This is a genomic window from uncultured Chryseobacterium sp., from assembly GCF_913776365.1.
Classification (GTDB): domain Bacteria; phylum Bacteroidota; class Bacteroidia; order Flavobacteriales; family Weeksellaceae; genus Chryseobacterium.
Map to the genome: position 1 here is coordinate 11718 of NZ_CAJYMO010000024.1, position 24548 is coordinate 36265.

25 protein-coding genes and 1 riboswitch are annotated in these 24548 nt (G+C 43.4%); of the genes, 10 read left to right on the plus strand and 15 right to left on the minus strand.

Going from position 1 to position 24548, the window contains the following annotated elements; translation table 11 throughout:
• Nucleotides 1-27 precede the first annotated feature (27 nt).
• Nucleotides 28-2256 (plus strand): TonB-dependent receptor, encoded by a 2229-nt coding sequence (locus QZ735_RS01185; protein ID WP_294243419.1) that lies wholly within the window; start codon nt 28-30, stop codon nt 2254-2256.
• 169 nt (nt 2257-2425) lie between these two features.
• Complete coding sequence (locus QZ735_RS01190; protein WP_294243422.1) at nt 2426-3115, plus strand: DUF1345 domain-containing protein; 690 nt, start codon at nt 2426-2428, stop codon at nt 3113-3115.
• 400 nt (nt 3116-3515) lie between these two features.
• Here QZ735_RS01190 and QZ735_RS01195 read toward each other — a convergent pair whose 3' ends face one another.
• The 12 genes from QZ735_RS01195 to QZ735_RS01250 all read right to left on the minus strand — a co-directional run bounded on the left by QZ735_RS01195 (nt 3516) and on the right by QZ735_RS01250 (nt 13405).
• The gene (locus QZ735_RS01195; protein WP_294243424.1) at nt 3516-4226 is read right to left on the minus strand and encodes a HesA/MoeB/ThiF family protein; all 711 of its coding nucleotides are present in this window, start codon (nt 4224-4226) and stop codon (nt 3516-3518) included.
• Between the two features lie 354 nt (nt 4227-4580).
• Complete coding sequence (thiH, locus tag QZ735_RS01200) at nt 4581-5708, minus strand: 2-iminoacetate synthase ThiH (protein WP_294243425.1); 1128 nt, start codon at nt 5706-5708, stop codon at nt 4581-4583.
• Between the two features lie 9 nt (nt 5709-5717).
• Entirely contained in the window at nt 5718-6494 is a 777-nt protein-coding gene (locus QZ735_RS01205; RefSeq protein ID WP_294243427.1) for a thiazole synthase, read from the minus strand.
• Between the two features lie 18 nt (nt 6495-6512).
• On the minus strand, nt 6513-7145 hold the full coding sequence (gene thiE / locus QZ735_RS01210) for a thiamine phosphate synthase (protein WP_294243429.1): 633 nt from the start codon (nt 7143-7145) through the stop codon (nt 6513-6515).
• A gap of 48 nt (nt 7146-7193) precedes the next feature.
• A complete protein-coding gene (locus tag QZ735_RS01215; RefSeq protein WP_294243431.1) occupies nt 7194-7937 on the minus strand; it encodes a hydroxymethylpyrimidine/phosphomethylpyrimidine kinase in 744 nt (247 codons plus the stop codon).
• Nucleotides 7910-8497, minus strand: a complete 588-nt coding sequence (locus QZ735_RS01220) for a thiamine phosphate synthase (RefSeq protein WP_294243432.1) — start codon at nt 8495-8497, stop codon at nt 7910-7912. The genes QZ735_RS01215 and QZ735_RS01220 overlap by 28 nt, the downstream gene beginning before the upstream one ends.
• A complete protein-coding gene (gene thiC, locus QZ735_RS01225; RefSeq protein ID WP_294243434.1) occupies nt 8494-10305 on the minus strand; it encodes a phosphomethylpyrimidine synthase ThiC in 1812 nt (603 codons plus the stop codon). Before thiC ends, QZ735_RS01220 begins: the two co-directional genes overlap by 4 nt.
• Nucleotides 10306-10326: 21 nt before the next feature.
• Complete coding sequence (gene thiS / locus QZ735_RS01230; protein WP_294243436.1) at nt 10327-10533, minus strand: sulfur carrier protein ThiS; 207 nt, start codon at nt 10531-10533, stop codon at nt 10327-10329.
• A gap of 55 nt (nt 10534-10588) precedes the next feature.
• A riboswitch (TPP riboswitch) is annotated at nt 10589-10685 on the minus strand.
• A gap of 125 nt (nt 10686-10810) precedes the next feature.
• Complete coding sequence (locus QZ735_RS01235) at nt 10811-11488, minus strand: RluA family pseudouridine synthase (RefSeq protein WP_294243438.1); 678 nt, start codon at nt 11486-11488, stop codon at nt 10811-10813.
• Between the two features lie 3 nt (nt 11489-11491).
• On the minus strand, nt 11492-11815 hold the full coding sequence (locus tag QZ735_RS01240) for a hypothetical protein (RefSeq protein WP_294243440.1): 324 nt from the start codon (nt 11813-11815) through the stop codon (nt 11492-11494).
• On the minus strand, nt 11815-12630 hold the full coding sequence (gene panB, locus QZ735_RS01245) for a 3-methyl-2-oxobutanoate hydroxymethyltransferase (protein WP_294243442.1): 816 nt from the start codon (nt 12628-12630) through the stop codon (nt 11815-11817). Before panB ends, QZ735_RS01240 begins: the two co-directional genes overlap by 1 nt.
• Nucleotides 12631-12691: 61 nt before the next feature.
• Nucleotides 12692-13405, minus strand: a complete 714-nt coding sequence (locus QZ735_RS01250) for a Crp/Fnr family transcriptional regulator (protein WP_294243444.1) — start codon at nt 13403-13405, stop codon at nt 12692-12694.
• Between the two features lie 89 nt (nt 13406-13494).
• On the opposite strand from QZ735_RS01250, the gene QZ735_RS01255 reads away from it, so the two are divergent.
• The 8 genes from QZ735_RS01255 to QZ735_RS01290 all read left to right on the plus strand — a co-directional run bounded on the left by QZ735_RS01255 (nt 13495) and on the right by QZ735_RS01290 (nt 22352).
• Nucleotides 13495-15873: a heavy metal translocating P-type ATPase metal-binding domain-containing protein gene (locus QZ735_RS01255; protein ID WP_294243446.1), complete on the plus strand. Its 2379-nt coding sequence runs from the start codon at nt 13495-13497 to the stop codon at nt 15871-15873.
• Nucleotides 15874-15982: 109 nt separating this feature from the next.
• Nucleotides 15983-16210, plus strand: a complete 228-nt coding sequence (ccoS, locus tag QZ735_RS01260) for a cbb3-type cytochrome oxidase assembly protein CcoS (protein WP_294243447.1) — start codon at nt 15983-15985, stop codon at nt 16208-16210.
• Nucleotides 16211-16215: 5 nt separating this feature from the next.
• Nucleotides 16216-18474, plus strand: a complete 2259-nt coding sequence (gene ccoN / locus QZ735_RS01265; protein WP_294243449.1) for a cytochrome-c oxidase, cbb3-type subunit I — start codon at nt 16216-16218, stop codon at nt 18472-18474.
• 18 nt (nt 18475-18492) lie between these two features.
• The gene (locus QZ735_RS01270; RefSeq protein ID WP_062163294.1) at nt 18493-18693 is read left to right on the plus strand and encodes a cbb3-type cytochrome c oxidase subunit 3; all 201 of its coding nucleotides are present in this window, start codon (nt 18493-18495) and stop codon (nt 18691-18693) included.
• Between the two features lie 6 nt (nt 18694-18699).
• A complete protein-coding gene (locus QZ735_RS01275; RefSeq protein WP_294243456.1) occupies nt 18700-19581 on the plus strand; it encodes a cbb3-type cytochrome c oxidase N-terminal domain-containing protein in 882 nt (293 codons plus the stop codon).
• Nucleotides 19582-19679: 98 nt separating this feature from the next.
• Nucleotides 19680-21134 (plus strand): cytochrome c oxidase accessory protein CcoG, encoded by a 1455-nt coding sequence (ccoG, locus tag QZ735_RS01280; protein WP_294243458.1) that lies wholly within the window; start codon nt 19680-19682, stop codon nt 21132-21134.
• Nucleotides 21135-21141: 7 nt separating this feature from the next.
• Nucleotides 21142-21594 (plus strand): FixH family protein, encoded by a 453-nt coding sequence (locus QZ735_RS01285; RefSeq protein ID WP_294243460.1) that lies wholly within the window; start codon nt 21142-21144, stop codon nt 21592-21594.
• On the plus strand, nt 21585-22352 hold the full coding sequence (locus QZ735_RS01290) for a sulfite exporter TauE/SafE family protein (RefSeq protein WP_294243462.1): 768 nt from the start codon (nt 21585-21587) through the stop codon (nt 22350-22352). The genes QZ735_RS01285 and QZ735_RS01290 overlap by 10 nt, the downstream gene beginning before the upstream one ends.
• A gap of 141 nt (nt 22353-22493) precedes the next feature.
• Here QZ735_RS01290 and QZ735_RS01295 read toward each other — a convergent pair whose 3' ends face one another.
• The 3 genes from QZ735_RS01295 to serS form a co-directional block, all read right to left on the minus strand.
• The gene (locus tag QZ735_RS01295; RefSeq protein ID WP_294243464.1) at nt 22494-22856 is read right to left on the minus strand and encodes a hypothetical protein; all 363 of its coding nucleotides are present in this window, start codon (nt 22854-22856) and stop codon (nt 22494-22496) included.
• On the minus strand, nt 22853-23206 hold the full coding sequence (locus QZ735_RS01300; protein WP_294243466.1) for a hypothetical protein: 354 nt from the start codon (nt 23204-23206) through the stop codon (nt 22853-22855). The genes QZ735_RS01295 and QZ735_RS01300 overlap by 4 nt, the downstream gene beginning before the upstream one ends.
• A gap of 71 nt (nt 23207-23277) precedes the next feature.
• Entirely contained in the window at nt 23278-24546 is a 1269-nt protein-coding gene (gene serS / locus QZ735_RS01305; RefSeq protein ID WP_294243467.1) for a serine--tRNA ligase, read from the minus strand.
• Nucleotides 24547-24548: the final 2 nt, after the last annotated feature.

Here is a 24548-nt window from a genome sequence, read left to right on the forward strand (position 1 = left end):
GTCTAATTATTATACTTAAAAAACAATATGAAAAAAACAATTATTACTTTATCTTTTCTGAGTGTGGCTTTTGCTTCCGCCCAGGAGAAAAATAATAATCCGACAACTAAGGAAAAGCAGATTGAAGGCGTCGTAATCACCAAAACTAAAAAAGCCGTTGAGCAAAAGGCAGACCGTACGATTTTTGATTTTTCGGAACAGCCCCAACTGAATAACGGTAATGTTCTAGAAGGAATCAAGAAGCTTCCGGGGCTGATATCAACCGATATCGCGGGAATGATGTACCAGGGAAAATTACTGGATGTTTATCTCAACGGCAGGCCTCTGAATATTACCTCCAACGAGCTGAATTCTTTTCTGGAAGGAATGCCTGCCAATTCGGTAGACCGGATCGAAGTCATCACCCAGCCCGGCGCGGAATTCCCGGCAACTTCCGGCGGTGCAATCATGAACATCATCACCAACAAAAATGCCAATAAATATTTAACCGCTACTTATTCCGGAAATTACTCGTTCACAAATTATGACAAGTTCAGAAGCAGAACGAGCAATTCCTTAAATTTAAATGCCAGAAACAAAATCTTCGGCTGGCAGCTGAACATCGGCCAGAATTACCGCGAAAGCATGCTGAGCACTGATCAGGATAACTTGCTTCACAGCAATACCGACCGTTACGGCAGAGGCTATTTTGCAAAATCGGGAATCACTTTTGATCTGGGACAGGACCGGCTGCTTTTGAACTATGATATTTACCATAACAATAATGACAATTATACTTTAAGTGATGGTTTAGCAGATATCCTGACCCAAAGAAATCCTGATATTTATAAAGAAGGAAAGTATGATTCATATGATGCTGCCAACACCAACAATGTCCGCCAGGAAGCTGTAGTAACTTATCAGAAACGGTTTTCTGACAAAGCACAGAAACTGGATTTCCAGTTCGGATTTACAAAATCTGACAGTAAGTTTGACCAGAACAATGTTTTCAGAGACATTACTTTTCTGGATAATCCTGACCAGACAATAAGAACTTCTCTGGGAAATCTTTTGAACAATACCTCGGACATGAGAATCGCCAACTTCAAAGTTGATTATTCCCAGCCTATCAAGCTGATGGACGGTGGTAAAGTAAGCTTTGGAGGATTGTACGAGCACCAGCAGTTTGACACGGAAAGCAAAGGATTAACGAATCTCGAATACACGAGACAAACCACCGCCACCTACCTGGAATTGCAGGCCAAGCTGAAGAAGTTTGATTTCATTCTGGGAACCCGTGCGGAGAATTATGACATTTCGGGAATTACCCGGTATTATGACCAGAAAAATAACAACAGGCTTACAGAAGCAGATTTACGGCCTTTCAACCGGTTCAAGCTGTTCCCGAATGCCAGCGTTCAGTATAACCTGATGGAACAGGTACATGTGACGGCTAATTACAATAAAAAGATCAGCCTGCCGAGTATTTCCGCCCTGAACCCGAATAACGTTACCTTCCAGGGTCCGAATACCCAGGTTACGGGTAATCCGAACCTACAGCCGACAATCTTTGACAATTATGAATTGAAAATTTCAGCTTTCGATTACGCCTTCATCGGATATAGTGTGAGTTCTGCGAAGAACCAGGTGGCCCAGATTATCCGAAGAGAAGGAAAGAATATCTTCAATGAACAGATCAATATTGCCGATATGAAAATCCATAATTTCAATGTCGGGCTGCCGGTACCGTTCATGATTTTCAGCAAACCGTTGAGCGAGATTATGAAGTTTAATTTCAATCCGGACAAGATCAACTTTATGTATCTCTACGCCGGCTATCAGAAACATGACATTGCCAATCTGGACAATAAAGGTTTCTGGATTTTCAACATCATGACACAGATTATCCTGCCAAAGGAAATCAAGCTGACCGCCAATTACAGCTATCTGACGCCAAAAGCCGGATATTTCTATTTTACGGCAGAAAAACCGTTCAACAACTCATTTGATCTGACGCTGACGAAGAAATTTATGGATAACCGCTTAACGGTTTCCGTATTTGCGAATGATATTTTTAACGGACAGGTAATGCAGGTACGATCCAATCCGCCTCTAGGCCAATCGGTGTATATGTACAATAAATACGATACGAGAAACTTCGGAGTATCGGTAAACTATAAAATCCCGACCCGGAACAAGCTGGCGAAGGAAGACCAGAGCATCCTGAAAGAAAGTAAAAAGGATGACAATGGCGGAATGGTGCCGCAAGGACAGTAATCCGGTTTGAACAGATAAATAATGAACCCTTTTAATGTATATAATTAAAGGGGTTTATTGTATCACGCAGGATCTTATTTCCGTCATTAAAAAAAACTTAATTTCACTTTTAGCGTACCTGAGAAAAAACATTTTTCTCTATTTTTAAAGAAAATTCAGCATGGCAAAAATGAAAACACAAGAAAGCTTTTTCTTAAAACTTAATCCGGTGAAGAGAGGCATCATCAGCCTGCTGGCTGCAACGTTGGTTTTCTTTTTGATTTTCAGGCTGGACCTGAAACCGCTGATTATGCTTATTTTTTGCTGGCTGGCCTTTTCCCTCGTTTTTCTTTTCCTGGACTGGCAGGTGATTCTGCACCGGAAAGTGGATAAGATCCGTAAAAAAGCCAGAGACGATGACGGCAATGCCGTTTTTGTTTTTACGACCATTATCGTTGCCTGCTTTGCGAGTATGTTTGCCATATTTTTCCTGGTTACCTCCAAAGACAAAGGCGTGCAGAAAGAAATCTACTTCCTCCCGGCTATTCTGGGCGCAATGATCCTTTCCTGGATTATGGTACAGACCCAATACATCTTCCATTATGCCCGGGAATATTATGATGAAGATCCTTCCGGCAAAAAAGAGGAGACCGGCGGCCTTAAATTTCCGACCGAAGACGAAAACGAAGTCTACCATCCGGATTATATGGATTTTGCATATTATTCTTTCTGCATGGGCTGTACTTTTCAGGTTTCCGACGTGAGCATTACTTCCAGGAATTTAAGAAAAATAACCATGCTCCACGGGCTGCTTGCGTTTTTCATGAATACTTTTGTCGTGGCACTGACCATCAACCTGGTTGCCGGGCTTAACGGATAAGGAAATCTGCTAAACAGATATTGCTCCTTTGGAGCAAAAAAAATAAGGTTTGTTAATTAAGCCGTTTGGTTGTAATTACCTGGCAAAAGCTCCAGTCCAAATCTTCCAACATTTTACTCGAATAAGATTGACGCAAAGCTGATAATTGTTCTTATTATTTATAAAGTGAGCAAAGCGAAGCGGCAAAGCCGCTGATGAAGCGGATAGATTATGCGCGCGCTTCATCAGATCAGCTCGCTGATCTTTCTTTGCCTTCTCATCTCAGCATTAGGAAAAGTAAACTTTGCGTTAAAAAATCGAATAAGAATAGAATTACAAGTAAATCTGGAACCAGAGCGCTTGGTCTGATAAACAGAACCTCCAGCATCCAGCTTCCCTCTTCCAGCCCCTTATATTCTGTCTAAAAATCAATCGTCTGAAAATTCCAGTTAAATGTATCAACCAAAGTCAGCTTGTTCATGGGCACAGGCAGATCTGTGATGATATTTAATGCTAAATTGGCCATCATGCTTCCGACCATTCCCGGCAAAGCACCCAGTACCCCCAGGCTGTCACAGTCAGGAAGATTTTCATCTGAAGGCGGCTCCGGGAAAATATCCCTGAGGTTTTTACTTCCGTGAATATTAAAAACGGCAACCTGGCCGGAAAACCCGAGAATGCTTCCGTAGACCAAAGGTTTTTCTAATTTTACACAAGTGTCATTTACCAGATATCGTGTTGTGAAATTATCGGAACCGTCAACAATAATATCATAGCCTGAAATCAGCTCTTCTGCATTTGAAGCATCTATTTTTACATGATGCTTAATAAAACTGACCTGATGATTAAGGTTTTTAACGAATTCTCCCGCACTTTCCACTTTGGAAATGCCGACTGAATATTCATTATGGATGACCTGCCGGTTCAAATTATGCAGTTCCACCTCATCAAAATCCACCACGCCTATTGTACCGACACCTGCCGCTGACAGATACTGGATGACCGGACTGCCCAAACCACCTGCTCCGATAACCAGGACTTTGGCATTCATGATTTTCCGCTGGCCTTCCAGCCCGATTTCCTCGATGAAAATCTGACGGCTGTAGCGTTCAAAAATATCTTCACCTTTCATTTTTTATAATTTTAAACCTTTAGAATTGACTTCAGGATGAAAGAAATAGTAAGTCTTCGCAAGCGAACAAATTAAGCTTACTCCATTATTAACTATGAATTCGAAGTAAAAATCAGCTGAACTGGTATTCAATTATTACCATCTTATCAATTGCGTCGGGCTTTAGCCCGACATAAAAAATTGTAATTTCAAATTGGCTTCAGCCAAAACTTATTGTGATTTTGACTCATCCAATTATTATCCGACATGTAGCAGATGGACTCAAGCCTATTTCTATTGATATTTGCATTTGTACATACACTTACACTTAACTCACATTGATAAGCTTAAGTATTTCATAATACATTGATGGTTTCATTTGTTGTCTATTCTGCTATACACTACATCCCAGTCTTTCATGACAGGATCGTAGCCTGCCTTCCTGATCACATTTTTTATTTCTTCCATGCTTCTTTCATCACTGGTTTCAAACTGTTCCAGCGATTCTTTATCAACGGCATATCCGCCGGGATTGGTTTTTGAAGCCGCACTCATTGCGGTGGCTCCCAATGAAACAATATGGTTTCTAAAAGTTTCGTTTTCCCTGGTAGAAATGGAAATTTCAAGATCTTCATTCCAGATACGGTAGGCACAAATTAACTGCAGCAGATCTCTGTCGGACATGATAAAATTAGGCTCGATGATTCCTTCCGCAGGCCGCAGTCTTGGGAATGATACGGAAAACTTAGATTTCCAGTACTGCTTCTGAAGATAATCGATATGGAGCGCGTTGAAAAAGCTGTCGACCCTCCAGTCCTCCAATCCGAGCAGAACGCCGAGCCCCATTTTATGGATTCCGGCCTTTCCGATCCGGTCAGGGGTTTCCAGGCGGAAACCAAAGTTTGACTTTTTCCCTTTCGGATGGTATTCTTTGTATACTTCCTGATGGTACGTTTCCTGATAAACCAGGACGGCATGCACTCCCGCGTCATGAAGCTGGCTATATTCTTCTTCCGACAACGGCTGAACTTCGATGGAAATATTCGCGAAGTGCGGCTTTAATAATGTGATGGCATTCAGAAAATAGTTAATTCCAACCGTCCTATTGGCTTCTCCGCTCACGAGCAGTAGATGATTTACGCCCATCGATTTCAAAACCGAGGCTTCCATCATCAGTTCCGTATCTGACAGGGTTTTCCGTTTAATAGAATTATCCAGGCTGAAGCCGCAGTAAGTACAAATATTCTGGCATTCGTTGCTGAGGTACAGCGGCGCATACAGCTGGATCGTTTTCCCGAAACGTTTCCGGGTAAGCTGCTGTGCCATCCGCGCCATAGTTTCCAGTTTTCCGGCAGCCACGGGAGAAATAAGATTCAGAAAATCATCAATAGTCCGGTTGCTTTTCTGAAGGCTTTTTTCAACATCAGCCCGTGTTACTTTTTCCAGCCTTGATTTGATTTCATCCCATTGATACTGTTCAAAAACAGTTGTAAAACTTTTCATGCTTCAGATTTAATCAAACAAAAAAGAAGTCAGCGGACTTGATGCTTCCGCATGTTTTGAAACTGCTCCCAACCCCGCTTCATACGCTCTTCTGCCGGCAATAACGCCTTCCTTAAAAGCCAGGGCCATTCCCACAGGATCTCCGGCCACGGCAATCGCTGTATTTACCAGTACCGCATCAGCACCCATTTCCATTGCTTTCGCTGCGTCAGACGGAGCCCCGATTCCTGCATCAACCACTACGGGAACATTGCTCTGGCCAATGATAATTTCTAAAAAATCCAGGGTTTTCAAACCTTTATTGGTTCCAATCGGCGCTCCCAACGGCATAACGACTGCTGTACCAACATCTTCTAAACGTTTGCACAACACCGGATCGGCATGAATGTAAGGCATAACAATGAATCCTAATTTAGCCAGTTCTTCCGTTGCATACAAGGTTTCAATCGGGTCCGGCAGCAGGTATTTCGGATCGGGATGGATCTCCAGTTTCACCCAGTTGGTTTCCAGGGCTTCCCTTGCTAATTGGGCGGCCAATACTGCTTCTTTCGCTGTCCTTGCGCCTGAAGTATTCGGTAAAAGATGGGTTCCGGCCGGTTTCAGGGCATTCAGAAGATCATCTTCCGGAGATTGGGAATCAATCCTTTTTAAAGCCATGGTTACCATTTCACTCCCTGAAGCAATGATGGAATCCGTCATTTCCGAAAGGTTTCCGAATTTGCCCGTTCCCAGAAACAGTCTCGATTCAAAAGTCCGGCCGGCAATTATTAAATTCTGATTATTCATAGGTAAATTTTATCTGTTTTATAAAGTCATGGAATCCTGGTACAATGCAGTCCTGAATGCACTGACGAGGGATGGCCGGGAAGTAATCAGTCCCGAAACCGCTACTCCGTAAATCCCGGATTGCTGTAACCGTTCGGTATCTTCTAAAAGAACACCGCCGATGGCAAATATTTTGGGAATTTCTATTGATTTTTCCCGAAGGTCCCGAATGATTTTTTCATAGCCTTCGAAACCCAGGATCGGGCTCAGATGTTCTTTGGTTGAGGTAAAACGTAAAGGTCCCAGGCCAATATAGTCGCAGGACTCTGCCATTCTCTGAAGTACATCCGAAAACATGTTAGCCGTACCGCCGATGATTTTATTTTCGCCCAGAATCTGCCTGGCCTTTTCCACAGCAGTGTCTTTCAACCCGAGATGGACGCCATCCGCATCTATATCCTTTGCTACTTGAACATGATCGTTGATGATGCACACGGCATTGTACTCTGAGCAGAGTTTCATCGATTGTTCACAGAGAATTGTCAGCTCTTCCTGAGAAGCATTTTTCCAGCGGACCTGTACCCATTGTACACCGTTATTTAAGGCCTTTTTAATATTGAATTCCTGTTCGGCTTTTGTGACGCCCTGGGATATGTATTGTAATTTTTCCATTTTTTTATTTTTACTGTAAAGAGGCACCTGATTTCTCAACCGCTTATTTCAGGAATGAAATCCCAGTAAGCCGGGAGTGCCCGTTAAAAAATGCCCGATGTAATCTTTTCCTTTTCGGCAGGCCGTTTCAAGGTCTTCTCCTTTCGCCAGATACGCCGCCACTGCAGATGACAGCACACAACCTGAACCATGTTTCGGATAATAGACGGATGACGTATCACCGGGCCGAAGGGAAATCTCTTCTCCGTTATTGACCAGAATATCCGTTCCTAAAAGATCTTCCCGATGTCCTCCTTTGATGAGCACAGCGCATGAAGACGCCGGGTTTTCAAACAGTCCGTTCTTTTGCAAAACCTGATATTCATGATAATTGGGGGTAATCAGATCAAACCTGTTTAACATATTTTTTACGTTTGAAATCGTATTCAAATCAAAAAAAGCAAACTCAGACGTACTTTTCAGCACCGGATCCCAGACTATTTTAGCCTGAGGAGCGTTGATCGCAGTTACTTTTAAGATCTCATTTAAAAATGCAGCGTCTTTTACCACCCCAATTTTTACTGCCTGGACAGGATAACTTTTCATCAGCACTTCCATTGTTGATACAATCTCATCCAACGGCTGCCATTCCAGGCCCAGGCATTGGGAACCGGTCTGGATCGTCATCGCTGTACACACCGCCAATCCCTGGACTTTCAGCTGTTCAAAAGTTTTGATATCGGCCAGGATTCCGGCTCCGCCACTTGGGTCGAAACCGGCAACTGTCATAACGTAAGGGCGTTCTTCCTGCATTGGATATATGTTTTTACCGGTTGTTCACTTTGCCAAACGGCTCCCAACAAAGCGGCTCCGTCAACATCTTCTGAAAAAACCGTTTTGATATTATATTGGTTTATTCCTCCCAAAGCAATAAGTCCTGAATGATCATTCTCTCTCTGCCGGATACTTTCCAGAATCTTTGTATCCGTTCCGTACCCTGCTTTGGAAATACTTGGAAATACCGGACTTATAAAAGCATATTCCCATCGGGAATCCAGCGTATTGAAGTCATTGATACCGTGTACCGAAGTCGATACTCTATATGTGTCAAGAAAATAATCCGGAATATCCGGTCTTTTAGTTTCTTTACAATGGATCCCGGAAATACTGAATTCTTCAGCCAGTACATAATGATTATGCAAAACCAGCTTTTCATGGTAATCAGACTGGATGCTGTGTATATATTTCCTCATGGTTTCTACTTCCATTGCGGGTTTTCTGATATGGAGCAGCTCAAGACCTTCTTTAAACAGTTCATTAATGATTTCGTTTTCATTCCGGACGGATTGTTCAGGCGTGATGACGATGATCATATATAAATCTCCTTCCCTTTTTCGATGAATTCCTGGGATTTATCCAGCATGCCTTTTTCAGCAGATTCCCGGATTTCCTGGGTGATTTTCATCGAGCAGAATTTCGGCCCGCACATGGAACAGAAATGAGCGACTTTTGCTCCGTCAGCCGGAAGGGTTTCATCATGATACGATCTTGCCGTTTCGGGATCGAGAGAAAGATTGAACTGGTCTTCCCAACGGAATTCAAACCTGGCCTTGCTCAGTGCATTGTCCCTGTACTGCGCACCGGGATGTCCTTTGGCTAAATCTGCTGCGTGGGCCGCAAGCTTGTAAGTGATGACTCCTACTTTTACATCATCTCTGTTGGGAAGTCCGAGATGTTCTTTCGGGGTGACGTAGCACAGCATCGCACAGCCGAACCAGCCGATCATCGCCGCACCGATTCCTGAAGTGATATGATCATACCCTGGTGCAATATCGGTTGTCAGCGGACCAAGCGTATAAAAAGGAGCTTCGTGACATTCTTCTAATTGCTTGTCCATATTTTCCTTGATCATATGCATCGGAACATGGCCCGGACCTTCAATCATTACCTGAACATTGTGCTTCCATGCGATTTTTGTCAGCTCTCCTAAAGTTTCCAGCTCGGCAAACTGGGCTTCATCATTGGCATCGGCAATGGAACCCGGACGCAGCCCGTCTCCCAGGGAAAAGGCAACATCGTATTTTTTCATAATCTCGCAGATCTCTTCAAAATGGGTATACAGGAAATTTTCTTTGTGATGGAAAAGGCACCATTTCGCCATAATCGAGCCGCCCCTGGAAACAATTCCCGTTACCCTTTTTGCCGTAAGGTGAATGTACCGCAGCAAAACACCGGCATGGATGGTAAAATAGGAAACGCCCTGCTCCGCCTGTTCGATCAGTGTATCTTTAAAAATCTCCCAGGTTAAATCTTCCGCAACGCCTTTTACTTTTTCAAGTGCCTGGTAAATCGGAACGGTACCAATCGGAACCGGGCTGTTCCGGATGATCCATTCTCTTGTTTCATGAATGTTTTTTCCCGTAGACAGGTCCATAATCGTATCGGCTCCCCAACGGCAGGCCCATACTGCTTTTTCCACTTCCTCCTCAATGCTTGAGGAAACGGCGCTGTTCCCGATATTGGCATTGATTTTCACCAGAAAGTTCCGTCCGATGATCATCGGTTCGCTTTCCGGATGGTTAATGTTGTTGGGAATAATCGCTCGACCCGCGGCAATTTCATCCCTTACAAATTCGGGGGTGATCTTATTTTTAGGCGTCTTTGCCCCGAAGCTGTTGCCTTGATGCTGGAAAGCCATTTCTTTGGAAACGGTCTCCAGTTGCTCGATTCTTTGGTTTTCCCTGATGGCGATGTATTCCATTTCGGGGGTAATGATCCCCTGTTTGGCGTAATACAGCTGGGTAACTTCTTTTCCTTCTTTCGCCACGTTCGGTTTGTGGTTATACGAAAACCGCAGTTCATCCAGTTTGGAATCGGCCAACCTGGCTTTTCCATATTCGGACGTGATGCCATCTAAAATTTCTACATCATTCCGGTCCAGGATCCATTGTTCGCGGATTCTCGGAAGCCCTTTTTCAATATTGATTTCAGAATTTTCATCGGTATACGGTCCCGAGGTATCGTAGACGGTAACCGGCGGGTTGTGTTCCAGCGTTCCGTTGGAAAGCTTGGTCGGACTGAGTTCTATTTCACGCATCGCTACCTGGATGGGGTGGATTTTCCCTTCCACATAGATCTTTTTTGAGTTCGGAAACGGCGAACGGGTGATGTTATGAGCCATACAATTTTGTTTTTATGAGGATTAACCGCCCTGAGTGGCAGTAATGATTAAAATTGAATCTTTGTCATTGAGCAATGTTTCCGCCCAGAAATGCTGCGGAACAATATGGTTGTTGAGGGCTACAGCGATGCCTTTCCGCTTTTGGGGAAGTTCCATAGCCAATAATGCTTCCAGCGTGGCGGGAAGTACATCAAAAATTTTCCGGGTGTGGTTGATTGTGAGTTCCATTCCTAAATTTTTACATACTTTAGGAATGCCCATGACAGTACAAGAGAATGTACGGCAAAGTCATTGCACTTTTCCCTACGCCGGTATGATCCGGATCAGGTTCAAAGGGTAAATCTCAGCCTGTTTTTCAACAGACACCCCTAAAGTCTGAGGCGAAGGTAGCTATTTTTCCGGAACAGGCAAAATTTTTTGTGGGTAAGGAAAAAGAAAACAGGGCGGGGGATTTCCGTAAGGCCTTCAGGACATTAGTATTCCTGAAGGCATAAAGCAGAACAAATTATTGTTCACAAGCCCTCCAGATGGCATCATGCTGTGGAACGGGCGCTGTGATTTCGATATTATCTTTGGTCACGGGATGAATGAATTCCAGTTTGCGGGCATGGAGATGAATGCCTCCGTCCGGATTTGACCGTGGCGAGCCGTATTTCAGGTCTCCTTTGATCGGCACTCCGGTTTTGGACAGCTGCGCACGGATCTGGTGGTGCCTTCCAGTTTCCAGGTCGATTTCCAGCAGCAGATAATTGTCCAGGGTTTTGATTACGTGATAAGTAAGAACAGCTTCCTTTGCACCGTCCGTCACTTTCGGGAAAACGATAGCTTTATTATTTTTTTCGTTTTTCTTCAGGTAATGAACCAGCCTCTGGGTCTGCGGGATCATTTCTTTCCCCACCACGGCCCAGTATGTTTTTTTGATCTCGCGGTTCTTCACCATCTGGGTCAGCCGTGATAATGATTTCGAGGTCTTGGCGTAAATCACCAGTCCTGAAGTCGGGCGGTCGATCCGGTGTACGAGCCCCAGAAAGACGTTACCCGGTTTGTTATCTCTTATTTTTATAAAATTTTTGATGGATTCCAGTAAGGATTCGTCCCCCGTTTTATCGCCCTGCACCAGCTGGCCGACTTTTTTATTGATCACCAGAAGATGGTTGTCTTCATATACAATCTGCTCCTCCATAGCTTACTGACGGTAGGTAGGCCGGCTTGCAAAAGACAGGATAATCCCTGCCAGCAGGCCCAGTGTTTTTATTTTTGAAAGTCCTGCTTCTTCAGGAATCAGTGCCCCGGCCACGCAGACTGCCGCTGCAGCATACATGCCGTAAGTGAAATTTTTATTCTTCATGAAAGGCGCCTGCAGAAAGAAGCTGATTCCGATAAGAATATAAAATACTTTTGCGGAGAGTAAACGGTTGACTTCAGGAGAAAACAGGTTGAACCACCCTACCAGCAGGCAAAGCAAGGCAGCAATGGATAATATTCCCTGTATGGATTGCTGGTTTCTCATTAATAGCTTTCTTTTTCGTTAGGGAAATCCGCACTTTTCACGTCTTTAACGTATTGGGATACGGCGCCTGTGATTTCTGTATAAAGATCCAGGTACCTTCTCAGGAATTTCGGGCTGAATCCCTGGTTCATGCCCACCATATCATGATACACCAGTACCTGCCCGTCACAGTTTACTCCAGCGCCGATTCCGATGGTCGGAATGGTGATGGCTTCCGTTACTTTCTTAGCCAGTTCGGCAGGAATTTTCTCAAGGACTACAGCAAAGCATCCCAGTTCTTCCAGCAGCTGCGCATCGGCAATCAGTTTTTCAGCCTCTGCATCTTCCTTGGCTCTTACTTTATAGGTTCCGAATTTGTAGATGGATTGGGGAGTGAGGCCCAGATGCCCCATCACCGGAATGCCGGCATTGATGATCTTTTTGATGGATTTTGAAATTTCTTTTCCGCCCTCAATCTTTACGGCATGGGCACCCCCTTCTTTCATCATTCTTACCGCAGATTCCAGCGCCTTTTCAGGATTGCTCTGGTACGTCCCGAACGGAAGATCGGCTACTACCAAAGCCCGGTCTGTTCCTCTTACCACACTCTGGGAATGGTAGATCATCTGGTCCAGGGTAATGGGAAGCGTGGTTTCGAAGCCTGCCATTACGTTAGCAGCGGAATCACCGATAAGGATGGCATCCACTCCGCCAGCATCCACCATCTTTGCCGTTGTATAGTCATACGCCGTAAGCATGGTGATCTTTTCCTTATCGAACTTCATTTTACGCAGGGTTTCCGTTGTAACTTTCTTAATTTCAGAGTGAACAGACATAATGTATTGAGGTATTAAAAAGGTAAAAGTCGGCACCGGGCCGACTTGGAATTGTTATGATTTATAAAACTACGTGACCGAGTTTCATGAGTTTATCGTGGTTGAGGATTTTGATGTTTCTGCCGTCTACTTCAATCAGCTGGTCACCTTTGAATTCGGAAATCAGCCGGATGGCACTTTCGGTAGCGGTTCCGATGATGTTGGCGATCTCTTCCCTTGTCAGAGAGATTTTGATAAAGCCTTCAGGGTCTACGCCAAGTTTCTGTTCCAGCAGCAACAGGATTTCCGCCAGTCTTTCCCGTACCGTCTTTTGGGCAAGAAAGGTAATGGTATTGGAAGATTCTCCCAGTTCATAGGAAATCTTCTGAAGCATGACAAATGAAAGCTGGGGATCCACCTCCAGCAGTGACATGAATACGTCGGCAGGCAGAAAAGTAGCTTCAATATCGGTCATTGCTTCTGCCTTTGCCTGGAAATTTTCCCCGCAAAGCAAAGAACGATAGCCGATGATATCCCCTTCTTTAATAAATCTTAAAATCTGGTCTTTACCGAAGGCCCCTGATTTTGATAATTTTGCAGCCCCTTTTTCCAGAACATACACACCTTTCGGAGCTTCACCATCTTCAAAAATGGTTTCATGCTTCTGGAAACTCAGTTTCTTTTTAGCATTGATATATCTCTCAAAATCAGTACTGGAAAGTCGTTCTTTGAATGATTTATCATTAAAAACCCTGGCGAACCTGTCTTCAATGGCAATCTGTTGTTCCTGCGACATTTTACATGATATTTATCACAAAAATAGAACTTTTAAACCCGATAAACAAAAAAATTTGTTATAATTTTGTAGTTCAATAATTTATGGAGGTGAGCGAGAACTGTTTTCATTGTGGTCAAGGGATCGAGAAGGAAAGAATTTCGTTTGATGAGAAGATTTTCTGCTGCAACGGTTGCAAATCGGTCTATGAGATTCTGAATGCCAATAATTTATCCAATTTCTACGAATTGAATAAAAGGGCGGGAATCCGTCCGGGAGAAGATCAATCCGGTCAGTTCGATTACCTGGATACGCCTGAAATTTTTGAAAAGGTAACCGACTTCTCCGAGGGCAACACCAGCCTGGTGACCTTCAAAATTCCGGTGATCCACTGCTCTTCATGCATCTGGCTCCTTGAAAGCCTCCATACCCTGAACCCGGACATTAAATATTCACAGGTGAATTTCACCAGAAAAACATTGCAGGTATCTTTCAACCACAATGATTTCAAACTGAGCGAACTGGCGTATTTCCTGACCAACCTCGGATATAAGCCTGTCATCAGCCTTGAAACTGCTGATAAGAATATAGAGCACCTTGACAAATCGCTGCTGGTAAAGTTTGCCATTGCCGCCTTCGCTTTCGGGAACGGTATGTTTCTGGCTTTCCCTGAATATATCGGGGGAGAAGATTACTGGATGGAACATTACAAAGGGCTTTTCAGGGCACTGATGTGCTTCCTGGCGATCCCTGTAGTCACCTATTCCGCTTCGGACTATTATAAATCCGCCTGGTACGGGCTGAAGAACGGGATCGTAAACATTGATGTCCCGATCGTACTGGGAATTATCGTCCTTTTCGGACGCAGCCTTTATGAAGTAGCCACCAATTATGGGCCGGGTTACTTTGATACGCTGTGCGGCCTGCTTTTTTTCATGCTGCTCGGAAAAATTTTCCAGAAACGCACCTACAGCGCCCTTTCTTACGACAGGGATTACAAATCATTCTATCCGATTGCAGTAACAAAAGTAGATTTTGAAGGCAAGCAGGACAACATATTATTGTCTGAAGTAAAAATCGGGGACCGCATCCTGGTGCGAAATCAGGAAATCATCCCGGTGGATGCCATTCTGATTAACGGGGAAGGCAATATCGACAACAGCTTCATTACGGGAGAAAGCGCCACCATCAGCAAACAGCCCGGCGATAAGATCTTTGCCGGCGGAAAACAGATCGGATCTTCCCTGGAGCTTGAAGTGATTAAAAATGTAGACCAGAGTTACCTGACACAATTGTGGAATAAAGAGGCTTTCAAAAAACATGAAACCGGACTGGACACTCTTACGAACAGTGTAAGTAAGTACTTCACCTTTATCATTCTGGGAATTGCCCTGATTGCCGGTGCTTACTGGTATTTCATCGATCTGAACAAGATGTTCCAGGTAATTTCTGCCATCCTGATTATTGCCTGCCCCTGTGCACTGGCTTTATCAGCACCGTTTACTTTCGGACACATCATGAGGATCCTGGGGAGGAATAAGTTCTATGTAAAGGACACCATTACCATTGAGAAAATTGCAAAACTGGACACGGTAGTGTTTGATAAAACCGGCACCATCACCCATAGGAAAAAATCAAATATCCGGTATGAAGGCTCCGGAATTGAAGATTTCGACCTGCTGAATATCAAGACACTACTGAAAAATTCCAATCATCCGCTTTCCAAATCACTGTATGATTTTATTGAGCTGAAAGATGATTACTATACCGTTGAAAATTTCCGCGAAATTTCAGGAAAGGGTTACGAAGCGGTCGTAAGGGGAAACGTGTACAGAATCGGTTCCGCAAAATACAACAACCAGGAACCCAGAAACCTTGAAACAGCAGTATACATCAGCAAGAACGGTGAATTTTCAGGAAAGTTCATCTTTAAGAACGAATACCGTGAAAACCTGAAGAACCTGTTCAGGAAACTTACAGGCTATAAGGTTTTTATCCTCAGCGGTGACAATGCTTCGGAAGAAAACCAGCTGAGAGAACTGATTCCTCAGTACAGCGGAATGGCTTTTAACCAGAGTCCGGAAGACAAGCTGAATTATATCCGGGGACTTCAGGAAAAAGGATTGAAAGTTGCCATGCTGGGTGACGGCCTCAACGATGCCGGCGCTCTGAAACAGAGCAATGTAGGCATTGCCATCGCCGATGACACCAATAGCTTCACCCCTTCCTCGGATGTCATTATGGACGGCGAAAAGGTAGTGACGCTGGACCGGTATCTGAACGTTTGCAAGAGCTCTATCAAAATTGTGAAAATGACATTTATAATCAGTTTTCTTTACAATATTGTCGGATTGAGCTACGCGGTTACCGGACATATGCATCCGCTTTTCGCAGCACTGATCATGCCTGCCAGTTCCATTACCGTGGTTTCGTTCACTACTTTTTCGACCTGGATCCTGGGGAGGAAATATTTCAAAAACCGCCCGTAAATCCACTTATTTAGACTGATTTTAAATTAGCTGAATGCCGTATTTCGTGACGAATGTCATTATTTTTCATTAAATTTGAACCCCGAAAATAGGTTAATTTTGTTGTCTAATGGATATTCTCTATTTAATGATCCTGTGCAGTGTTTCCTTAGCTGCAGTTTTCCTGGTGGTGTTTATTATTTACGCCCGGAAAGGACAGTTTGAAGATGACGAATCTCCGGCTGTAAGAATCCTCTTTGACTCCGATGAAATCAGGGAAAATAAAGATGCAGACGACAAAGAAAACAAGAATGAAACAGGAGAAAATAATAAAAAAATTGAAGAAAAAAGTGAATAGTTGATATGGAAACACAGAAGTTTAGTTATGACAACAGTATTGTCCGGGCCTTCCTTTATGCGACCGTCGTTTTCGGGATCATAGGGTTTTTGTTCGGTCTTACGGCTGCATTAATGCTTTTCTACCCTGAACTTCCGGAATTTTTATTCGGAACGGATGACTCTACCATAAACAGTATGGGCGGCAGCATCCAGGGGTTGATAAACACACATGGGGCATTCGGTTTCGGTAGAATCAGGATGCTGCACACCACAACTGTAATTTTTGCCTTTGTAATGAACGTTGTATACGTGGGGGTTTACTACTCGCTGCAGCGTCTTCTGAAGACAAGAATGTACAGCGACACCCTGTCATGGATCCATTTCTGGACCTGGCAGATTATGATTTTAGTGACGTATGTTACGTTCTTTATGGGAATCAACACTTCCAAAGAATATGCAGAGCACGAATGGCCGATTGATATTTTGATCGCTTTCTCCTGGATTATTTTCGGAGCCAACATGTTCCTTACCATTGCCAAGAGAAGAGTAAGACACTTGTATGTGGCCATATGGTTCTATATCGGAACATGGATTGCAGTAGCCATGCTTCACATTTTCAACAATCTGGAAGTTCCTTTATCCTTCACCGGCTGGAAATCGTATTCAGCTTACGCAGGGGTAAAAGATGCCATCGTACAATGGTGGTATGGCCACAATGCGGTAGCTTTCGTACTGACGACTCCGGTTCTTGGTTTGATGTATTACTTCTTACCAAAAGCTGCAGACCGTCCGGTATTCTCTTATAAGCTGTCAATCATTCACTTCTGGTCATTAATTTTCGTATATATCTGGGCTGGTCCTCACCACCTTCAGTATACTGCCTTACCGGCATGGGCTCAGGCAGTGGGAACAGGATTCTCCATCATGCTGATTGCCCCGTCATGGGGAGGAATGCTTAACGGTCTCCTTACTTTAAGGGGAGCGTGGGATAAAGTAAGGGAAAACCCGATCCTTAAGTTCTTCGTTGTAGCGGTTACCTGCTACGGGATGGCTACTTTCGAAGGTCCTTTATTGGCAACCAAGAACATCAATAAAATCGGTCACTTTACAGACTGGGTAATCGGTCACGTACACGTAGGTGCACTGGGATGGAACGGTTTCATGGCGTTCGGGGTAATCTATTACCTGATCCCGATCCTTTGGAGAACGAAATTATATTCCGTAAAAATGGCTAACTGGCATTTCTGGTTAGGAACTTTGGGGATTATCTTCTATGCCGTGCCGATGTATATCTCAGGATTTACCCAAGGACTGATGTGGAAGCAATTCAACCCGGACGGAACGCTGGTTTGGAAAAACTGGCTGGATACGGTAACTGCCATCATCCCTTATTATAAAATGAGATTTGTAGGCGGATTGTTATATCTTACCGGAGGTCTCTTCATGGTAGTGAATCTTATCGCTACGGTAAGAAAAGGATCTTTCCAGAAAGATGTGCCTGCTGAAGCACCTGCTTTGGCTAATATCACCGGAAAACGTAAAGAAGGGGAAGGAACCCACCTCTGGCTGGAAAGAACGCCGGTATTGCTGGGAATCCTGTCTTTGTTCGCCATTTCCATCGGTAGTATGGTAGAAATCATTCCTACGCTTTCATTGAAGAAAAGTGTACCGACCATTTCCGCAGTGAAGCCTTATTCTCCGCTGGAACTGGAAGGTAGAGACATCTATATCAGAGAAGGATGTAATGCCTGCCATTCACAGATGGTAAGACCATTCAGAGATGAGATCGTACGATTTAACGGTAAAAACGGACAGTACTCCAAAGCAGGAGAATTCGTTTACGACAGACCTTTCCTTTGGGGATCAAAAAGAACCGGACCGGATTTACATAGAGAAGGAGGGAAAAACCCAAGCTCATGGCATTATAAGCATATGTATAACCCAAGATCAACGTCTGCAGGTTCTATCATGCCTCGTTACCCATGGCTGATTGCTACCAACTTAGACCGTTCTAAAATGGTAGATAAAATGAAGCTGATGAAAAATGCATTTGAAGTGCCTTATACAAAATCTGAAATCGACTCAGCCAATTCATGGGCAGATAATCAGGCCGTGAAAATCGTAAAAGATATCATGTCTGAAGCACCTGATCTTAAAGCAGCTTATGCCAAGAGACCGAAAGGCGAACTGGAGAAGAAAGAAATTGTAGCGCTTATTTCTTATCTGCAGAGATTAGGAACGGATATTAAGACAACTGAAATTAAAACAGCAAGTAATAACTAATAGTAAAAGATTTGTCTTATGATACCTCAGAATTTTAAAGATATATTATCCAATACGGACAATGCTGGCTTCTACCAGACCCTGGCTCTGATTTTCTTTATGCTTTTCTTCGTTGCCCTTGTGATCTATGTTTTCAGCAGGCCTAAAAAATATTACAAGGAAGAAGAAGAAGCCCCTCTGCAGGATGACGAAGACGATGATTTTAATTTAAAAAATTAATTTATTATGAAACAAAGAACACCGGTTGTTGTAAATATAGGAATCATAGTAGGACTCTTAATTGTTTTTTACTATCTGTTTGTACAGAGCTATGCGTTTTTGGGATCTCCTTATTTCTGGGGAACCGTGGTGATCGCCGGTATCCTGGCATACATCCACGGAGCCATCGGGGATTTGGTGGAGAACAACAAATTCAAGAAATTATCTCCTGAGGAAAAAGCAGCTTATCTTGCCGAAAAGAGAGTGCCTTACTTCAAAAGATTATACAATGCCGCTTTCAAAAAACAGACGGCAGCGGAAGAAAAAGACATCCTTATCGACCATGGTTTCGACGGAATCATGGAGCTGGACAACCAGTTACCGAAATGGTGGGTAGGTTTGTTCTATTTTGGGACTGCTTTTTGTATTCTTTATATAGCAGCGTATTCTTTCACTGATTTCGCCCATCCTCTTAATGAGTATGAGCAGGAATACAAAGAGCAGATTGCCGCTATTGAAATCTATAACAAGACCCAGCCTCCTGTAACGATTGAAACTGCTAAATATTCAGCAGATAACATTGCAGAAGGTAAAGAATTGTTTAAAACCAATTGTGCATCCTGTCATAAAGAAGACGGTAGCGGGGGTATCGGACCTAACCTTACCGATAAATACTGGATCAACCAGCCTGAGAAAACGTTATTCAAAAACGTATTCCATATGGACTGGAACGGTTCACCAAATAATCCTGCGATGAGGGCCTTTGGTAAAAACGGAGAGGTTTCGGGAGCTGAGATTGAAAAAATAGCAGCGTACGTATACCACATCAACCAGGAACTGCCTCCGGTAACGGAAGCCCAGGGCGGTGCCGCTCCTCAGGGAACGGAAGCCAATTGGGAGAAAGAATAATTTTAAATAAAAATTAATCATATGAAAAAACATAATTTGTTATTAGATGAAAAGATAGTAACGAATTATGTTTTTTCTTTTTTCAAATATTGATAGATATGTCAGACATAGAAGAAATAGAAGTACGCGGCGGACAGGGTCAGGTGGTAGAACCTGAAACATACAGGGATTCTATAGGAACTATGGACCAGTCCGGAAAGCGGAAATGGGTATATCCCAGAAAGCCTAAAGGAAAATACACCAATTACCGGTATCTGGTAAGTGCAGGTTTACTCCTGTTCTATTTTACGGTGCCCTTCATTACCATTAATGGAAATCCGTTTCTTTTATTTAACGTGATCAACCGGGAATTTTACATTCTTGGCCAGCCGTTTTTTCCACAGGATTTTTTTATCCTGACCCTCGGTGCTATTGCCTCGCTGATATTCATTATTGTATTTACGATTGCTTTCGGCAGAATTTTCTGCGGATGGATTTGTCCGCAGACAATTTTCCTTGAAATGATTTTCCGTAAAATAGAATATGCCATTGAAGGAGACAGAAACAAACAGATGAAACTCGACCGGCAGGAATGGAATACTGAAAAGATCTGGAAAAGAGGATTGAAATGGACGATTTACGTCATCATTTCATTAATTATCACCCACTTTATGCTGATGTATGTAGTGGGATACAAAGAAATATTCAGAATTATTTCCGAAGGGCCATTTGCCCACCCTACCAATTTTATCGTCATGGTACTTTTTACCTCTGCTTTTTACTTTGTATTTGCATGGTTCAGGGAGCAGGTATGTACATTAGTCTGCCCTTACGGAAGGCTGCAGGGCGTTCTTATCGATAAAGATACCATCAATGTTTTCTATGACTTTAAAAGAGGGGAAAACAGAGCCAAATGGAGAAAAGGGGAAGACCGTAAAGCGGCAGGAAAAGGAGACTGTATTGACTGTCACCAGTGTGTGGTAGTCTGCCCTACCGGAATCGATATCCGGGACGGACAGCAGCTGGAATGCGTCAACTGTACCGCGTGTATCGATGCCTGTGATGAAGTAATGGAAAAGGTGGGTCTTCCTAAAGGGCTGATCCGCTATGCCTCTGAGAATGAAATCGAGCGGCAGAGCCAGTTCCAGTTTACGGGAAGAATGAAAGGCTTTGCCCTGATTCTTATCCTGCTCATGGGATTCCTGGGTTATCTTCTCTACAACAGGGGTGAAATGGAGGCAAAATTCATCAAGCCTGCAGGAAGCACCTTCTTTGTAAGGGACGGAAAAATTACCAATACGTATAATTATACCTTCCTTAACAAGACAAATGATAAAAAGCTGGTCACCATCAAGGTAATTGAACCGACACACGGAGAGATCATCTACAGCGGATCCAGCAAAATTCCGGTAGACCGGGATAAAATAACAAAAGGAACCATCAATATCAGTTTCCCTGAGAGCGAAATGAACCTTTCCAAGCAGAATATTACCATCGGGGTGTATGACATGAAAGGAAATCTCATCGATTCTTACCAGACGTATTTTGAGGGACCGTTTAAACTACAATTTTAATCTTATAATGAAAAACTTTAATTGGGGACATGGAATGGTGATCGCACTGGGCGCATTTATCATTTTTATCCTGTCCATGCTGTTTCTCTTTCCGAACGGACAGAAAAATTCGGAAATGGTAACAGATAATTATTATGAAGAAGAACTGAAATACCAGGATGTCATCGATGCCAAGAAAAGGGCAGATGAATTGCAGGAAAAGCCTGTGTATAGTCAGGATAAAGAAGGGATCAGGATTACTTTCCCACAGGATTATAATAATTCGAATACCACGGTGAAGTTTGTGATGAACAGAACCGATGACCAGAATCTGGATGTGCATAAAGCCGTCCAGCTGGATGCCCGTAAATCTTTTCTCATTCCTGCACAGGTGCTGAAAATGGGAAATTATACTCTGAGATTAAGCTGGACTAAAGATAAGACCGATTACCGCCTGGATTACGATGTGATATGGAAGTAGCACTTATCTTGTCGGCCATCGGGCTGGGCTTTGCTTCCGGTTTCCACTGCGTGGGGATGTGTGGACCGATTGCCCTTTCCATGGGACTGACGAAAAAGCAGGCGACGAACTTTTACTTACAGAACCTCACCTACCAGTTCGGAAGGATTTTTACCTATTCCTTATTGGGAGCACTGCTGGGAATTATCGGTGAAGGTTTTGAAATGGCCGGTTTCCAGAAATACCTGACGATTGCAGTAGGGATTCTGTTGATTGTAATGGCTGTTTTCTCTTTCGGCGGTAAAGATTTTGCTTCAAAGATTCCTTTTATATCCCGGTTTCTTTTTAAGGTAAAATCAAATCTGGGAAAGCTCTTGCAGAAGTCGGATTACCGGTCAAGGTTTACCACCGGCATCCTGAACGGATTCCTGCCCTGCGGAATGGTCTATATGGCATTAACTGCCAGCCTGGCCAGCGGAGGGATATGGCAGGGAGGCCTTTACATGGCTTTGTTCGGATTAGGAACCCTGCCGTTCATGTTTGCGGTCGTTCTGGCCGGAAACCTCATGAACCAGGCGTTCAGGATAAAGGTGCTCAAAGTCATACCGGTTGTTATGATCATTCTGGGAGGATTATTTATTATCCGCGGACTGGAACTGGGAATCCCTTATGTTTCCCCGAGAGCTGAAGCAATGACAGTTTCCAAAGATAATCAGGGCGACTGCCATTTACCGGGAGATCACAGCTCACATGAGCATGTAAATCAGAATTGCCATTAATATAATTTAATAAGAACAATAAAAACAGACCAGCTATGCTGGTCTGTTTTTATTTGCGTTACATTTCAGATCATGTATCAATAATAACTTCATTGTTGTATACATCTGGTGCAGAGCAAGTTGCACTAAACTTTCTACTCCTTACTTTGTATAAAGCTCATAAAAAAGCGCTCCGGATCCGGAAGACGTCATCCGTCTAATCTGTTTTCTTTTTAATAACGGATTGATAGCAGAAGCCTTCATAGGCTGTTGCCCGTCTACTGAAACCAGTTCATCCGGAGAATTGATCTTCAGCCAGCCGGTGTCGCTCATCAGGTAATAGGAACCGTTTACTGTAAAGAGGATATCTTGATTATCTGCCTTGGCAGCCTCCAGCATATTTTCCATCCTTATTTTATCTTTTACAGGTTGTAATCCTTCGTACATACCGTCGTATGAAAGGTTCCTGCCTTGCCTCATTTCGGAAAAGGCTTTTATACCGGATGTACTTTTAACGGCTTTCATTCCAATATAATATATTCCGCTGACGGAATTTCCGGAATCTGCCAGTGTTCGGTTTGTATAAAAGAAGAATAGCCTTTCTTCTCTATCTTTATCCTGAATCGGACTTCTCCTTTGTCGGCAATACTGAAAGTCCCTTTAAAATACCCTTTAGCGTCTGTATTGGCAATAACTAATCCTTTATCATCATATACTTTGGCATTATCAATCGGAGAAAAAGATGAGGCATCGGTAATGATTCCTGCAATATGAACGGTTCTTAGAAATGAAAGTTTGCAGGTAGTTGCAGATGCCGGCATACCAAAGATAACAGCCCAGAAAAGGCAAAGAAAAATGCTGAGTGGTGTTTTCATAATTATTTGTTTTTAGTTAAATATATACTTTAAAAAGAAGATACCCTCTTGCAAGGGTATCTCTCTATATATTAATCAATTATATCAAATCTTGCATATTCCGCAATTTTCATCGGAAGCTTTATACCTTCTGCTGTCTGATTGTTCTCCAGCAAGGCAGCCATAATTCTTGGTAAGGCCATAGCAGAGCCGTTCAGCGTATGCACCAGCTGGGATTTGCCTTCCGTTTTGTAACGGCATTTCAGCCTGTTGGCCTGGAAAGTTTCGAAATTGGAAACGGAACTCACTTCCAGCCACTTTTCCTGGGCAGCACTCCATACCTCAAAATCGTAGGTCATAGCAGAAGCAAAGCCGGTGTCTCCGCCGCAAAGCCTCAGTACACGGTAAGGCAATTCAAGATCGCTCAGGATCTCTTTGATGTGCTCTACCATCTCTTCCAGCACGGCATAGGAGTTTTCAGGCTTTTCTATCCTTACGATTTCCACTTTTTCAAACTGGTGAAGACGGTTCAGCCCTCTTACATGGGCTCCGTAGCTTCCCGCTTCCCTTCTGTAACATTGGGAAAAGGCTGTATTTTTAATCGGAAGGTCCTTTTCATCAAGCAAAACATCGCGGTACAGGTTGGTTACCGGAACTTCAGCGGTTGGAATAAGATATAGTTCGTCTGCCTGGATATAGTACATCTGCCCTTCCTTATCCGGAAGCTGCCCGGTTCCGTATCCGGAAGCTTCGTTCACCACATGAGGCGGATTGACTTCAGTATATCCTTTTTCAACGTTTTTATCTAAAAAGTACTGCACCAATGCCCTCTGCAGCCTGGCACCTTTTCCAAAATAGACAGGAAATCCGGCACCGGCAATTTTTACCCCCAGCTCGAAATCGATCAGGTTGTATTTCTTAGCCAGTTCCCAATGCGGAATTGCTCCTTCACCAAGCCCTTCCACATCGTGGGACTGGTAAATGATCTCATTATCTTCTGCAGAAGCGCCGCTTTTTACTTTTTCGTAAGGAATATTAGGCAACTGATATAAAATGTTGATCAGTTCTTTTTCTTTATCCTCCAGCTGCGATTTTAATGCTGATGTCGATTCTTTAAGACTGGAGGTTTGAGATTTTGCAGCTTCCGCTTCTTCTTTCTTCCCTTCTTTCATGAGCATTCCGATCTCTTTGGAAACCTTATTGATTTCCGAAAGCTGGGAATCCAGTTCAAACTGGATTTTTTTCCGTTCTTCGTCGGCAGCAATTGCTTCGTCTACCAACTCAAGATTTTTGAACTGTCTTTTCTTAAGACCTTCTACAGCGCGCTCTTTGTGATCGCGTAAAAAATTGACTTGTAACATTG